Origin of the sequence: Halomonas sp. AOP25-F1-15, from assembly GCF_052378675.1 — a bacterium.
In the GTDB taxonomy this organism is placed as follows: Bacteria; Pseudomonadota; Gammaproteobacteria; order Pseudomonadales; family Halomonadaceae; genus Vreelandella; species Vreelandella casei.
Window position 1 is genome coordinate 110,983 of the sequence record NZ_JBQSXV010000009.1, and the last position, 14,399, is coordinate 125,381.

Genomic DNA, 14,399 nt, shown 5'->3' on the forward strand with positions numbered 1-14,399 from the left:
TACCTCAAATTAGGCCGGAGTACATCGCCAGCAATGGCCTCCATGACGTCATAAAATCCAGACGGAGTGTGAGCGCCGCCCGTGAAATAGCAAGTATAGCACTCGGGCTTTTGCTACCCTTTTATACCTCGCATTTGATTATTGAATGAGCCATCCCTGAGCTGGAGCCCGCATGCATGCCACTGTTAACCGCATTCAGCCCGTTAATTTCTTAGCGGGTGAGGAAACGCGTCGCTATTTAGATACGCTGACTAAGCCTGCCGGCAGCCTGGGTGCGCTGGAAGCGCTGGCGATTCAGCTTAGCGCCATGACGGGCGAGCTAAGGCCCAACGTTGCAGCACCAGCAGTGATTGTCTTTGCGGCAGACCACGGCGTCGCCGCGGAAGGCGTCTCGGCTTTTCCTCAAGCGGTAACCGCGCAGATGGTAGCCAACTTTGTACACGGCGGCGCGGCGATTAATGTCTTCGCCCGGCAGATTGGCGCCCGTGTTGAGATAGTCGATGTTGGTGTGGCAAGCCATCTAACTGAACCCAGCGTGGTCAATGCCAAGGTACGCCATGGCACCGGGAATATGCTGGTGGAAGACGCGATGCAAGCGTATGAGGCCTTGGCCGCGATTGATGCGGGCATTGCGGCCGTTGAACGAGCCCAAAACGCCGGCACCCATTGCCTGATTATTGGCGAAATGGGCATTGCGAATACCACCGCCAGTAGCGCGATGTTAGCGGCCTTGACCGGCGAATCAGTGGCAGGCCTAGTAGGCGCGGGTACGGGGATTAACAGCGTCCAGCAAGCGCATAAAATCACAGTGATTGAGCGTGCTATTGCCGCACGTCGCGCTGACCCTAAGGCACCTTTTGACGTGTTGGCTAAACTGGGTGGGCTGGAAATTGCCGCCATGACGGGGGCTTACTTGGCGGCGGCTGCCCAGCGGCTACCGGCGATTGTCGATGGCTTTATTGCAACCGTTGCCGCGCTGACCGCTTGCCGACTCTGCCCCGCAGTGCGTGGCTATCTCATTTTTGGTCATCGTTCCCAAGAGCCGGGGCACGATATTGCGTTAGCGGCCTTAGCAGCAAAGCCCCTACTGGATATGAACATGCGGCTAGGCGAAGGCAGCGGTGCGGCGCTGGCGTATCCGCTACTACAGGCGGCAACCGCCATGATGCGCGAAATGGCCACGTTTGACGCGGCGGGCGTTAGTGACAAGGCGAAGCCATGATTGCTGACGCCACGCTCGGTGGGGCAGGTTTGATCATGCTGGCCATTATGATTGATTTAATCGTCGGCGATCCGCGCTCGTGGCCGCATCCGGTGGTGTTGATCGGGCGCTTCATTAGCGTATTTGAGCGGCGCTGGAACCGTGGCTCTGCTGCTGCGCGAAGATTTAGCGGATTGCTACTAACGGTCAGCGTGGTGGGCGGCGTATTGGGTGTCAGCTGGCTGTTGCTTTGGGCATTAGCACAGCTGCACCCAGGCTTGGCGCTTATCGCTGAGCTTTTGCTGCTTTCCACCACGCTCGCTATTAAGGGCTTGGGTGATGCGGCGCGCGCCGTTGTCGTGCCGTTGACTAACGGTGATTTACCCGCAGCGCGTCAAGCGCTGAGTATGATTGTGGGGCGCGATACCCACCCGCTAAATGAAGCCGATATTACTCGCGCCACGGTGGAAACCGTGGCAGAAAATACCGTAGACGGCATTGTTGCACCGTTATTTTTTGCTTTCATTGGCGGCGCACCGTTAGCGCTGGCTTACAAGGCGGTGAACACCTTGGATTCGATGGTCGGCTATCGAAACCAGCGCTACAGCGATTTTGGATTTTTTTCTGCCAAGCTAGACGATATCGCCAACTGGCTACCGGCGCGCTTAACGGCGCTGTGTCTGTGGCTTGCAGGCCTGCTATTAAGCACTGCAGGTGTGTTATCTGTGCGCTGGAAAGGTGCGCTGCGCAGTACCTGCCACGATGCGCCGCGCCACCTAAGCCCAAACGCTGGCTGGCCGGAGGCAATGGTTGCCCACTTGCTGGGTGTGCAGTTGGGCGGCACGAGCTTCTACCAAGGCCTAGCATCGCACCGCGCGACGCTAGGCGAACCCATTAACGTGCTGCGGGTTGCACACATCAGCGCCACGGTGCGTTTAATGCACGGTGCGTGGCTGTTGTTTACGCTACTCTTTGTTCTTCTAATGATCGTACCGATAGCGATGAAGATGGCTATCTTCTCGGGGGTAATATGAATGAGCTTGAATGGCCCAGCCACGGCGGCCAAGCCGAGGCACTGTTAGCACATTTCAATTTGCCCGCAGATCATCGCCTGGAAGATTTTAGTGCCAACCTTAACCCCATGGGCCCGCCCGCGTGGGCTCGCGATTGGTTGATGGAGCAACTGGCCGGTGTTGAATGCTACCCAGCACCCGATTACCACGCTGCCCGTCAGGCGATTGCCACACATCATCAGCTTCAGCCCGAACAAGTGCTGTTGACCAACGGCGGAGCCGAGGCAATTTTTCTCGCTGCCGCGCTGCATGCCGGCCAGCGAGCCGCCATCATTACGCCCACCTTTGGCGAGTATGACCGCGCTTGTCGCGCTCATCGGCTTTCTGTCACAGCGTTCCCACTGGCCGCGCCGAACTTTACGCTGGCGTGTGATACGCTTCTAGAGGCGTTAGCCGACCACGATGTGCTGTTCCTTTGTCGACCTAATAATCCGACAGCAACGCTTATAGATACCCCGACCATGCTGAGTTTGTTGGAGCGCACCGCGGCGCTTGGTTGTCGCGTGGTGGTTGATGAAGCGTTTATCGATATGGTTGATGACACCCAGCAAACGGCCTCGCTGGCACCTTTGTTAGCGCGCTTTCCGCATCTGATATTGCTGCACTCAATGACCAAGTTTTATACCTTGCCAGGACTTCGTATGGGCTATCTGCTGGCGGATGAAGCCACCATTAGCGCGGCAGAGGCTCATCAGCCACCCTGGAGTGTTAATCATTTGGCAGCCGAGCTGGTAGCGCCGCTGCTCGCAGACGATGCCTTTGCACGACGCACTCAGCGATGGCTTGCCAGTGAGCATCCGCGCATGGCTCAAGCGCTGGCTCAACTAGGGTTGGACGTCGCGCCCAGTCATGCCTGTTTCTTTTTAATTAGGCCCGGCGCCCAGCATGACATTACCTGTGATGCATTGTTTGAACAGCTGCTGCGCCGCGGTGTGCTGGTACGCCACACGCATAACTTTGCCGGGCTAAACGGTGGCTGGCTGCGCGTGGCGCTGCGCGATGCGCCTGCCAATCAACGGCTGATGAAGGTTTTGCATGATTGTCTTCGTTAGCGGCGGGGCGCGCTCAGGTAAAAGCGCCATTGCTGAGCAGCAAGTACTAGAGGCGGCCGCTGGCAGCCGTTGCTATTACCTGGCCACCGCCAGCGTGTATGACGAGGAGATGGCCGAGCGGGTGGCCCGCCATCGGGAGTCCAGACGCGCGCTGTCACAATCCGTGCAGTGGCAAACCATCGAAGCGCCGCTCGGTATCGATCAAGCGATTGCCGCGCTGCCCGCTAACAGTGTCGTGCTGCTTGATTGCTTAACGCTATGGGCCAGCCAAGTGCTGTATGCCAGTGAGCTGAGTGACGAGGAGGGCTTGACGCTGTTGGGCAATAGTCTTTGTGATGCCCGAGCACGCAGCATGCATTTAGTGATTGTCTCTAACGACATCAATGAATCGCTGCCGCCCACCGATGCCGAGACCTGGCGCTACCTCGCGTTTCTGCAGCGCGCTCACCGCTGGGTGGCGGCAGAGTCGGACTCAGTGATAGAGGTGGTGGCAGGCTGCGCGGTGGAGTGGAAACCAGTCAGCGGATGCTATTTATGAACGGGCGGTCATTATGAAAGATGCCCTATGGGGGCTGGTGTTAGCACTGCAGTTTCTTACCCGCATTCCACTGCCTGTTGCCTGCCCATGGACGCCAGAAACACGTCGCTGGGCAGTGCGCTCCTACCCGCTGGTGGGATTGTTGATTGGCGGCGTACTGGCGCTCGTCGCACTGCTTTTGCAAAACGCTCCGGTACCGATCACCGCGCTGGTCGTGCTAAGCGTGTGGGTGGCGTTATCGGGTGGCCTGCATTTAGACGGAGTGATGGATATCGCTGATGCGCTGGGCAGCAATCAGCCGCTGGCGCGCCGCTGGGAAATCATGAAGGACTCTCAGGTTGGTAGCTTCGGCATATTGGTGCTGGTGTTTTTACTCGCCTGGAAAGGCATTTTACTATGGGCGCTGCTTCACTATCAGGCGCCACTCTGGTGGCTAGTGGCGATGCCCGCGTTAGGCCGCTGGGCCGGCGTTGCCTTGTTGGTGCTGACGCCCTGCGCCCAATCGCAAGGCTTGGCATGGAGCTGGCAGCAGTCGCTTAGTGGTCAGGACGTTGCGCTAGCGCTATTGCCGATGGCGCTGTTAGCCCTGCTAGTGCCTTCCACAGTGTTAATGCTGCTAGCGGTTGCGGTCTTTGTGATGCTCATGCGCGGAGTCATGATGCGATTATTCAACGGCATTAACGGCGATATGGTCGGTGCCACTATTGAAGGAGGAGAGCTTTGGCTACTGATCTTACTGTGGAGCTGGTGGCAGTTCGTCACGGTATCACCGCTTGGAATTTAGAGCGCCGCTATCAAGGCCAGCGCGACATTCCGCTGCTTTTCCCCGATGCGCAGGCGGGGTTGATAACCCTGCGTGAAGCGCTGGCGCTTGAGTCGTTTGATTCCATTTACTCAAGCGACCTACACCGTTGCCAGCAAACGCTGGAATGGTCGCAGGCGGCAGATACGGGCGCGCCGGTGCATCTTGAAGCGCGCCTTCGCGAGCTAGATTTTGGCGACTACGAAGGTAAGGTTTACGACGAGCTGAAAGACTTGCCGCACTATCGTGCTTGGATTGACAGCGTGGGTGAGCTGCAAATCCCCGGCGGCGAGTCTGCCGCCCAGCTGCGTGAGCGCTTGGATGCCTGGCTATCTGACTTGGCGGCTGATGCCCCGGCCAGCGGTCATCGAAAAATTCTGGCCGTGACCCACGGCGGCGTTATTCGTGAACTGCGCAGGCGCTTTGAAACCATCCACTTTTGGGACGCCACGGTACTTCAAGCCGAGGGCAGGCGCTGGCAGCTCTCGTATCACGTTGATGAAAAGGGACAAGGAGAATGGCAATGCAGCTCTTCATCGGCGGTGCCTGCGCTGGCAAGCGCGACGCCGTAGCCGCTCGCTTTCCCGCCGCCACTAGCTGGCGACTCAAAGCCCATAAGCCGCTGAGTGATTGCCGGTCAGCGCTTTCTAGCCACTCGCCGCTTGTAATTAATGGTGTGCTTGATTGGCTCAGCGCAGATTTAGAAACAACCGATAGCGACACGCTGCGCCAGTGCTGGCAGGGCGATATAGAACAGCTCTGCCTGCGCGCTGAAACACTCAGCGCAGCGTTAATTATCATCGCTACTGACGTTGGGCGTGGCATTGTGCCCATGCAGTCTACGCAGCGTCGCCTGCGCGATGTAAATGGTTGGTTCACTCAAGATATGACCGCCCACGCTGAGCGGGTGTGGTATGTCCGCCACGGGCTGGTGGTGGCGATTAAATAAGTGCTTAACCCTTAGTTAAAGGCCTGCTCACGGCACTTTAATTGACCTTCTCTTTCAATTGACCTCCTCATAGCAAGTTGCTAGCTTACGCGCACTCTCAGGTGCTGGCGGTATAAAAGCCGCTAGTGAAACGGGAAGTTGGTGAACGCCTTGCGTGATTCCAACGCTGCCCCCGCAACGGTGATCGAGATAAGAACGGCTAAAACGCCACTGTGCCTTGGCATGGGAAGGTGGTCGTTCAGAAATGAGTGGGCCTTGTTAGGCGCGCCTTTCGCTCGTCAGCCCGGAGACCGGCCCAAGAGTAGCGGTTCAACAGAACCAAACTATACCGAGACGCGGTGGGCGCTCTCAGGGTGATTGACGGCGGTACGATGTGATCATGCAGTGCGACCGTTATTGCCTTGCTATGCCTAGTTATGCCCTGCGCTCGGCCAAAAAAAATACGTTGTGCGGGTGAGCACGACGCGCAAGGGATCTCACATGAACCATCGCTCTAATACCACCGCAACGCTTGCGGCGTTAGCTATGTCTGCGCTACCGCTGGCTGTTCAGGCCCAATCCACGGCGCAAAATACGCCGACAGCGGCTGAGTCACTTAACCCTGTTGTGGTCACCGCAGCACTGGCCCCGCGTACGGCGAATGAAAGCCTTTCGTCGGTAACCGTGATAGACGAAGCGACTTTTCGCCGGCAGGACCCTACCAGCATTACCGATCTTCTCCGCGGCCAGCCGGGCGTTGATGTATCTTCCAATGGCAGCTTCGGCAAAAACAGCAGCGTCTTTATTCGTGGCACCGGTAGCGGCCAAAACGTGCTGTTAATTGATGGTATCCGTTTACGTTCTGCCACTAGCGGCGGTGCAGCGTGGTCGTATCTTGACCCGCGCATGTTTGACCGTGCGGAAATTGTACGTGGCCCGCGCGGCAGCCTTTACGGTGCCGATGCGATTGGTGGCGTCATTCAGCTCTTTACGCCGCAAGGCGATGAAGAGGGGCCGCAGCCGCGTATATCGGTAGGCGGGGGCTCTTTCAATACCCAGCGGCTAAGTGCTGGCGTGAGCGGTCGCGAAGGCGGCACGCGCTATAGCTTTGCCGGCAGTCATTTCAACACCGATGGCCAGCCTGTGCGCAGGAGTGGCGACGACAAAGGTTACGACAATACGTCCGCGCTGGCACGCGTTTCGCATACGTTTGAAAGCGGCGCGGAAATGGGCGTACTGGCGCTTCGTGCGCGCGGTAATAATGAATATGACGGCGGTGAGAACGATTTTGTCCAGCAGGTAGCGGGTGTCTATGGCGAGCTACCGCTGATGGACAACTGGCGGAGTCGACTGACGCTCAGCGAGTCCCGGGATGAAAGCGATAACGTCGCTGATTCAGGGGAGTCTGTCTTTAATACCAAAGTGCGTACCGCGCGCTGGGAAAACACCTTCACAGCAGGTGTGCACGAGCTAATCGCCGGCGCTGAGTACAGCGAAGACAGAGTCAGCGGCACGACGGATTATGATGAAAATAGCCGCAGCAATGCCGCCGTGTTTTCTCAAGCGCTGTTGGATTTCTCGCCGTTTATGTTTCAGGCCAGCCTGCGCTTTGACGATAACGAAGCCTATGGCAATGAAGTAACGGGTAGCCTGGGGTTGGGTTACGACTTAGATGGCCATCATACGTTACGCACGAGCTACGGGACGGCGTTTAATGCGCCTACCTATAACCAGCTATATTTCCCTGGCTTTGGCAATCCTGATTTAGAGTCGGAAACGTCTGAATCAATTGAAGTCGGCGTGCGCGGCCAGTATGCAAACTGGTTCTGGGATGCGGCCATCTATCAAACGGATATCGATAACCTGATCGCAGGGCAGGGTGTTCAGTTCAATGTGCCCACATCACGCATTCGCGGTGCTGAGCTTGCAAGTGGCGTTGAGATTAATGATTGGACGCTGGCCGCCGCATTGACCTATACCGATCCGGAAAATCGCCTGACAGGTAATCGTCTACAAAATCGCGCCACGCAAAGTGTGCGCTTAGATGCTGATCGCGAGCTGGGCGAGTGGTCGTTGGGAGGCTCCTGGGTAGTGCAAAATCATCGCTATCGTGATGCGCAAAATAACGATCGCCTTAGTGGCTATGGGCTTGTTAACCTTCGTGCAGGCTGGCAGTTCACTCCGCTTTGGAGCGCCCGTGTGACGGTTGAAAATGCGCTGGATCAAGACTACATCACCACGCGTTCCTTTGACGGCGCGGACTACATTAACGCAGGCCGAGCAGGATTTTTGAGTGTGCACTTTGGCCAATAGGAAAAATCACCGACTGTGCGGGGCCTTAGGCCTCGCGCTGTTGGTTGCATCGGTAGCGTCGTACGCCGATAACCCTGCGCGCTGCGCAATCGATGACCGTGACCGTGAGGTGTGCCTTCACTCGGCTGCTAAGCGTATTGCTACCCTTTCGCCGGGGGCGACTGAGCTGACGTACGCAGCCGGTGCCGGCGACCAAGTGGTGGCAGTGGTGTCTTACAGCGACTACCCGCCTGATGCTAAAAACGTGGTCTCGGTAGGTAGCCATACCCGCATTGATTTAGAAGCGCTGGTAGGTCTGGCGCCCGATCTAGTGATCGGCTGGGTAACAGGCAACCCGGCAGAGCAGCTTGAAACGCTGAAAGCACTGGGGATGCCGGTGTTTTACATTGAGCCACGCAGTATGGAAGGCGTGGCCAGCGCCATAGAACGCTTGGCACGCTTGGCCGGTACTGAAGCTGCCGGGCAGGCCGTTGCCGATAATTTCCGCGCGACCATGACCGAGCTTGCCGAACGCTACAGCGAGCGCGACCCGGTGCCGACGTTCTACCAGGTGTGGGATGAACCATTGATGAGCGTTAATGATCAGCACCTTATTGGCCAAGTGGTCACAATGTGTGGCGGTGTTAACGTCTTCGGCGGGCAGTCGAGGCTTGTCCCACGCATCGACGATGAAGCCGTGCTTGCCGCTAACCCTGAAGTCATTGTTGCCGGCGGTATGGGAGAGGAAAATCGTCACTGGCTCACGCACTGGGAGCAGTATTCTAGTCTGATGGCCGTGGCTGAAGATAACCTGTTTTTCGTACCGCCATCGCTCATACAGCGCCCCACGCCACGCCTCATGGAGGGCACTCAGCTGCTCTGTGAGAAGCTTGATATCGCCCGTCAAAAGCGCAGGAATACTTAATGCTAACGCGCCTGGGCCTGCCACTGGGCCTATTGCTGCTAGCGGCGCTGGGTGCGCTGCTGGTAGCACTGGGTGTCGGCAGTGCGCAGATTTCCCCCGCACAAATTTGGGCTGTGGTGACGGGCGATGGCGGGCAGGGCGATGCCTTGGCGCGGATCATGGTGCTAGAGCTGCGCTTGCCTCGCGCGCTTTCGGCCTTTGCCGTGGGTGGTTTGCTAGCGGTAGCTGGGGCGTTAATGCAGGTGCTACTGCGAAACCCTCTGGCCGATCCTTATGTGCTTGGGCTTTCTGGTGGTGCCTCGATTGGCGCGCTGGCAGCCATGTTAGCAGGGCTAGGGGGATTAGCCATCTCAAGCTCGGCATTTGGCGGCGCGCTGTTTTCTACCTTTCTGGTATTTGGGCTGGCGCACGGCAGCGGTAGTTGGACACCTTCTCGACTGCTGCTCACGGGGGTGGTCGTCGCGGCGGGGTGGGGCGCGGTGATTACGCTGATGTTGGCCTTAAGCCCGGCCGAACGACTGCCGGGAATGCTCTATTGGCTGATGGGCGATCTTTCCTACGCCCGAACGCCGTGGCCGCCGCTACTGCTGCTATTAGCCATCTGCGTGGTGCTGATTCCGCTTGGGCGCAGCTTAAACGTATTGGCGCGTGGTCCGCAGCAGGCTGCCGCACTGGGCGTTGCGGTCAAGCCGCTTGAGTGGTGTATCTACGTTGCCGCCAGCTTACTGACGGCGGCGGCAGTGACAACCGCCGGTAGTATTGGTTTTGTGGGTTTGGTCGTGCCGCATATGCTGCGTTTGGTGTTGGGTAATGATCAGCGGCTGATACTGCCTGCCTGCGCGTTAGCCGGTGGCACGCTGCTAGTGCTGGCCGACACGCTGGCGCGTACCATGATCGCGCCAGAACAGCTGCCGGTCGGGGTGATCACCGCGCTACTGGGCGTTCCTACCTTTTTGTTTCTGCTCTATCGGAGCCGCTGATGAGCGTACTTTCTACCCATGACCTCATCATCGATGTGCCCGGTAGAGAAAGCGGTACGCCGCTTAATATAACCATTCAGCCCGGTCAGCGTTGGGGTGTATTGGGTCCCAATGGCGCGGGTAAAACGACGCTGCTGCATACGTTGGCGGGGCTGCATGCGCCCCGGTCCGGCGAGGTTGAATTGAATGGACAGCCCATGCGTCAACAACGCCGCCGCTATATTGCACAGCGCTTGGGGCTGATATTTCAGGATCGCCAGGATGGCTTTCCTGCGTCGGTATTAGAGACCGCGCTGATTGGGCGTCATCCGTACCTATCGGCTTGGCAAATGGAGGGCGCCGCGGACTATCAGCGTGCGGAAGAAGCGCTGCAGCGCTTAGACGTGGCGCACTTACGTGACCGCTTGGTCAGCACGCTTTCGGGCGGCGAGCGCCAGCGCGTGGCGATTGCCACCGTGCTAACGCAGGCGCCTAGCGTGTGGCTGGCTGATGAGCCCACCAATCATCTTGATCTTCATCATCAAAGCTCAGTGATGACGCTTATGGCCGAGCAGGCCGCTTCCGGCCATGCGGTAATGATGTGTCTGCACGATCTCAACTTAGCGGCTCGTTGGTGCGACCATGTGCTGCTGCTTTATCCTAATGGCGAGGCCTGTTGGGGCACGCGGGATAGCATGCTGGTGCCTAGCGCATTGGAAAAGCTATATCGTCAGCGGCTAGCGGTGGTTGAGGTGGATGGCGCACCGGTGTTTGTGCCCATCAACGGATAATCTATTTCTAAAATCCTCCGTGATAAACCCCTTCACACCTGATTCTTGGCCTACACTGAATATTGATGCGGGCCACTGCTGGCCCGGTCGGTTAATGAATGATCCTATCGATATTGCATCTGCAAAAACGGGAGGTCGTTATGATCCATCATGTTTGGGGGCTCCTCCATCATCCTGAACGAGAATGGCATAAGATCAGTGGCGAGCATGAAACGGTCACCCATCTTTATGCCCACCACGTTCTTTTGCTTGCCGCTATCCCCGTCATCTGCGCACTGATTGGTACCACTCAGGTTGGCTGGACCTATGGCGGCAGTGACACCTATAAAGTGTCTCTCTCAAACGGCATTGCGTTAGGCGTGGCTTTTTATGCCCTGATACTGCTGGCCGTTGGCATTGTAGGTAGCGTGATCTATTGGATGGCCCGCGATATAGAGCAGCGCCCCAGTCGCCGCGACTGCCTTATCTTTGCGGGCTACATTGCGACCCCGATGTTTATATGCGGGATTTTTGCGCTATATCCGGTTTTCTGGCTCTGTATGCTGGGGATGGTGATTGGGCTGGTGTATTCCGGCTACCTGCTCTACAGAGGGACGCCCAGTTTTCTAGGCATTAGCCATCAGCGTGGATTCATTCTTTCAATCAAAACATTGGGGATCGGTGTCTTGGTGCTAGAAGCACTCCTCGTCGTTACGGTGCTGCTGTGGAGCATGGGCACTGAGCACAGCGTCGTCTGGGAGTTTTTTAGGTAAGTGTTTAAGTCGCAGGCTGTTATTAAACGGCGCTACGAAAACGCATCACCTGGCTGCCGTCGATGGGGTCGGCGAAGATATCAGCATAAACGCCAAACGTCTGACGTAAGCGATAAGGCGTCAGCACGTCTCGAGGTGGGCCGGTGTCAACCAAACGGCCACCCTCCATGACGCCTATTCGGTCGCACTCCATGGCGTGGTTAAGATCGTGAAGAGAAATAATCACCGTGATCGGTAGTTGCCTGACCAGCTCAAGAATCGAAAGCTGATGGCGAATGTCTAAATGGTTCGTCGGCTCATCAAGCAGCAGAATTTTAGGCTGCTGAGCTAGGGCGCGGCCAATATGCACACGCTGGCGTTCGCCGCCTGACAGCGTGTGCCAAAAACGGTCAGCCATATGCTGCATATCCACATCCTTTAGCGCCTGCGCCACAATCAGCTCGTCCTGGTGGGACCAGGGGCGCAGCGCTGACAGAAACGGCGTACGGCCAAGCGCCACGACATCGCGCACCTTGATGCGATCAGTGGTTTCCGCCTGCTGTTCCACTAACGTAACCGATTGGGCGATATCTCGCTGACGCATGGTATTCATCGGCCGATCACCCAGCAGCACACGGCCTTGCTTCGGTTTGCGCAGCCCCGCGAGAAGCCGAAGCAGGGTGGTTTTACCTGAACCGTTGGGGCCAATCAGGCCAAAGGTTTGGCGAGGCGATACCGACAGCGAAACGTCCGTCAGGAGCTGGCTGCCGTGAACGCGCCAGGTGAGTTGTTCGGCGGTGATTTTCATCGTGTCCTCGTCCCGCGTATCAGGATAAGAGCAAAGGCCGGCGCGCCAATAAGCGATGTGATGACGCCAATCGGTAGCACCTGTCCTGTGACCAAAATGCGTGAAAGGATATCTGAAAAAATCAAAAATACAGCGCCCGCCAGCGCCGCGGCAGGCACCAGCCGCGTATGGCGGCTGCCGACAATAAAGCGCATGGCATGCGGAATCACCAGGCCCACAAAGCCGATGGCCCCTACCATAGACACCATGATCGCTGTCACCAGCGCCATCGTGGTAATCAGTAGGCCGCGCACCGGCCGCACGGCAATGCCCATGGAGGCCGCGCTATCGGTGCCGAAGGTAAAGGCATCCAGGGCTCGCCGGTGCCATAGGCAAATAATAAGGCCAAACAGCGCGGCGGGGACTGCCATCCAAACATTGTCCCAGCGCACGCCAGAAAGGTTGCCCAGTAGCCAAAACATGATTCCACGGGCCTGCTCAGCGCTAGCCGATTTAGTAATAATGAAAGCGGTCAGCGCATTAAATAGCTGCGAGCCCGCAATGCCCGCTAAGATAATAGCCCCCGCCGCCTGAATGCCACGCCCGCCGCCGGTGCCGCTGCTCGCCGCATGGGCAAGCAGTATCACTAAGCCGAACGCCAATCCCGCGCCCGCGAAAGCGCCAATCGAAAGCGTTATAACGCCTGCGCCAACGCCCGCCACCGCTACGGCGACCGCGCCGGTTGAAGCCCCGGCCGATATGCCCATGAGATAAGGGTCGGCGAGAGGGTTGCGCAACAGGGCTTGTAGCACCACCCCCGCTAAGGCCAAACCCGTGCCGCAGCAGGCGGCAACAATGGCGCGGCTAAGCCGATAGTTCCAAATAATGCCGGCATCAATGCGATCAACGGCATAGTCAGCCCCGAACAGCTGATTAGCCAGCACTTTGAAAATCGTCTCAATAGGAATAGATGTCTCACCAATCGCGGTGCCCGCCATTAGCGCTATGAACAGCACAAGCGGCGTTAACAATAGCCAGCGCCACCAAAAGCCCTCTGTGGATGATCGCTTTAGTGCGATAGGCATTAGTTAAACGACATGGTCGATAACGCTTGGGCAAGAGACTCAAGGCCATAAATGCTGCGCATGGTGGCACTCATCGCATGGGCATCCATTTCCACAATGCGGCCGTTTTTCACGGCGTTCATTTCGCGAGTAACCGGGTCGCTTTGTAGAAGCTCAAGTTTGGTGGCCAGATCATCGCCTGGGTAGCGGCGCCGGTCCATGCGTGCCACCACGATCACGTCAGGATTAGCACGAGCAATCGACTCCCAGCCTACGGTCGGCCATTCTTCATTAGAGGTAACCACGTTTTGGATACCGAGTTGCTCCATCATATAGCCAGGCGCCCCCAATTGACCGGCAACGATAGGGTCGGCCGCTAAACCGTAAGAGGAAAACCAAAACACGGCCGACAGGTCGTCGGGTAGTGCAAGGCTCGTAGCCAGTCCGATAGCGCGTTTCTCACGGGCCTGCAAATCGGCCACTAACGTATCGCCCGCGCTTTGCACGTCGAAAATAGCCGCCAGTTCGTGAACGCCTTTATAAATTGAGTCGGTGGAGAATGCCGCCACCCGGGTGCCGTCACCGCCGGTCGCGTTGTCTTTGGTATCGCAATCGGCAGGCATGATGTAAGAGGCGATGCCCAGCTCATGAAACTGCTCGCGGGTGGCTACGCTGCCGGTAGGGCCTACGTGCCACTCGTATTGAGCCGCGACGAGATCAGGCCGCTTGTTCACCACAGACTCAAAGCTTGGGTCGTTATCGGCAATACGCTCAATGCGGCTGTTTATATCGCTGAATTCGGGCAGCACGGGATTAAACCAGACTGACGTGCCGCTCACCTTATCGGCAAGCCCCAGGCGATATAGCACCTCGGTCGCAGACTGGCCGACCGTTACCGTACTCTCGGGGGGGGCATCAAACGTGATTTCTACGCCGCAATTAGTCAGCGTAAGCGGATAAGCCGTGCTATCAGCAAAGGCTGCGTGGGCGGGTAAGAAAGCTAACGAAATGCATAAAGGGCGGGCGAGCTTCATGGGACGGTGTTCCAAATGCCGATTGAGGAAAGACTCGACGGACTGCCGAAGACGAGAGAATAAAGCACGCAAGGCCTTTGCGGTTGGTGACGTGCTGGCGTGATAGGCTGGCCTCTATCTAACGCCTTCCACTATACTGGGCGGTCATTGTAGTCACTTTCTTAACGCTTGGCTCTATCGTTATGTTCTTGTCAGGTATGAATAATTTTCACGCGTGAGGCG

The 14,399-nt window shown here is 57.4% G+C and carries 15 protein-coding genes and 1 riboswitch; of the genes, 12 read left to right on the forward strand and 3 right to left on the reverse strand.

What is annotated here, in order from left to right; translation table 11 throughout:
* The first annotated feature begins 172 nt into the window (after positions 1-172).
* From cobT to ACT3TF_RS16060, 12 genes are all read left to right on the forward strand, one after another.
* Complete coding sequence (cobT, locus tag ACT3TF_RS16005; protein WP_444672527.1) at positions 173-1,222, forward strand: nicotinate-nucleotide--dimethylbenzimidazole phosphoribosyltransferase; 1,050 nt, start codon at positions 173-175, stop codon at positions 1,220-1,222.
* A complete protein-coding gene (gene cbiB / locus ACT3TF_RS16010; protein ID WP_444672528.1) occupies positions 1,219-2,235 on the forward strand; it encodes an adenosylcobinamide-phosphate synthase CbiB in 1,017 nt (338 codons plus the stop codon). The genes cobT and cbiB overlap by 4 nt, the downstream gene beginning before the upstream one ends.
* Complete coding sequence (gene cobD / locus ACT3TF_RS16015; RefSeq protein ID WP_444672529.1) at positions 2,232-3,326, forward strand: threonine-phosphate decarboxylase CobD; 1,095 nt, start codon at positions 2,232-2,234, stop codon at positions 3,324-3,326. The genes cbiB and cobD overlap by 4 nt, the downstream gene beginning before the upstream one ends.
* Positions 3,310-3,864: a bifunctional adenosylcobinamide kinase/adenosylcobinamide-phosphate guanylyltransferase gene (locus tag ACT3TF_RS16020; RefSeq protein ID WP_444672530.1), complete on the forward strand. Its 555-nt coding sequence runs from the start codon at positions 3,310-3,312 to the stop codon at positions 3,862-3,864. The genes cobD and ACT3TF_RS16020 overlap by 17 nt, the downstream gene beginning before the upstream one ends.
* A 13-nt stretch (positions 3,865-3,877) precedes the next feature.
* Positions 3,878-4,648: an adenosylcobinamide-GDP ribazoletransferase gene (cobS, locus tag ACT3TF_RS16025; protein ID WP_444672531.1), complete on the forward strand. Its 771-nt coding sequence runs from the start codon at positions 3,878-3,880 to the stop codon at positions 4,646-4,648.
* The gene (locus ACT3TF_RS16030; protein ID WP_444672532.1) at positions 4,585-5,238 is read left to right on the forward strand and encodes a histidine phosphatase family protein; all 654 of its coding nucleotides are present in this window, start codon (positions 4,585-4,587) and stop codon (positions 5,236-5,238) included. Before cobS ends, ACT3TF_RS16030 begins: the two co-directional genes overlap by 64 nt.
* Complete coding sequence (locus ACT3TF_RS16035; RefSeq protein WP_444672533.1) at positions 5,190-5,615, forward strand: bifunctional adenosylcobinamide kinase/adenosylcobinamide-phosphate guanylyltransferase; 426 nt, start codon at positions 5,190-5,192, stop codon at positions 5,613-5,615. Before ACT3TF_RS16030 ends, ACT3TF_RS16035 begins: the two co-directional genes overlap by 49 nt.
* An 82-nt stretch (positions 5,616-5,697) precedes the next feature.
* A riboswitch (cobalamin riboswitch) is annotated at positions 5,698-5,928 on the forward strand.
* A 167-nt stretch (positions 5,929-6,095) separates the two neighbouring features.
* Complete coding sequence (locus ACT3TF_RS16040; RefSeq protein ID WP_444672534.1) at positions 6,096-7,907, forward strand: TonB-dependent receptor domain-containing protein; 1,812 nt, start codon at positions 6,096-6,098, stop codon at positions 7,905-7,907.
* Positions 7,888-8,811: a cobalamin-binding protein gene (locus tag ACT3TF_RS16045; RefSeq protein WP_444625673.1), complete on the forward strand. Its 924-nt coding sequence runs from the start codon at positions 7,888-7,890 to the stop codon at positions 8,809-8,811. Before ACT3TF_RS16040 ends, ACT3TF_RS16045 begins: the two co-directional genes overlap by 20 nt.
* Positions 8,811-9,791: a FecCD family ABC transporter permease gene (locus ACT3TF_RS16050; RefSeq protein WP_444672535.1), complete on the forward strand. Its 981-nt coding sequence runs from the start codon at positions 8,811-8,813 to the stop codon at positions 9,789-9,791. Before ACT3TF_RS16045 ends, ACT3TF_RS16050 begins: the two co-directional genes overlap by 1 nt.
* Entirely contained in the window at positions 9,791-10,561 is a 771-nt protein-coding gene (locus ACT3TF_RS16055; RefSeq protein ID WP_444672536.1) for an ABC transporter ATP-binding protein, read from the forward strand. Before ACT3TF_RS16050 ends, ACT3TF_RS16055 begins: the two co-directional genes overlap by 1 nt.
* Before the next feature lie 140 nt (positions 10,562-10,701).
* Positions 10,702-11,313 (forward strand): Yip1 family protein, encoded by a 612-nt coding sequence (locus tag ACT3TF_RS16060; protein ID WP_441683758.1) that lies wholly within the window; start codon positions 10,702-10,704, stop codon positions 11,311-11,313.
* A 22-nt stretch (positions 11,314-11,335) separates the two neighbouring features.
* Here the strand turns inward: ACT3TF_RS16060 and ACT3TF_RS16065 are convergent, their stop codons facing one another.
* Genes ACT3TF_RS16065 through ACT3TF_RS16075 form a run of 3 tightly spaced genes read right to left on the reverse strand, consistent with a single transcriptional unit; the run spans position 11,336 to position 14,177 of the window.
* Positions 11,336-12,100, reverse strand: a complete 765-nt coding sequence (locus ACT3TF_RS16065; RefSeq protein WP_441683756.1) for an ABC transporter ATP-binding protein — start codon at positions 12,098-12,100, stop codon at positions 11,336-11,338.
* Complete coding sequence (locus ACT3TF_RS16070) at positions 12,097-13,164, reverse strand: FecCD family ABC transporter permease (protein WP_444672537.1); 1,068 nt, start codon at positions 13,162-13,164, stop codon at positions 12,097-12,099. The genes ACT3TF_RS16065 and ACT3TF_RS16070 overlap by 4 nt, the downstream gene beginning before the upstream one ends.
* Positions 13,164-14,177: an ABC transporter substrate-binding protein gene (locus ACT3TF_RS16075; protein WP_444672538.1), complete on the reverse strand. Its 1,014-nt coding sequence runs from the start codon at positions 14,175-14,177 to the stop codon at positions 13,164-13,166. Before ACT3TF_RS16075 ends, ACT3TF_RS16070 begins: the two co-directional genes overlap by 1 nt.
* Positions 14,178-14,399: the final 222 nt, after the last annotated feature.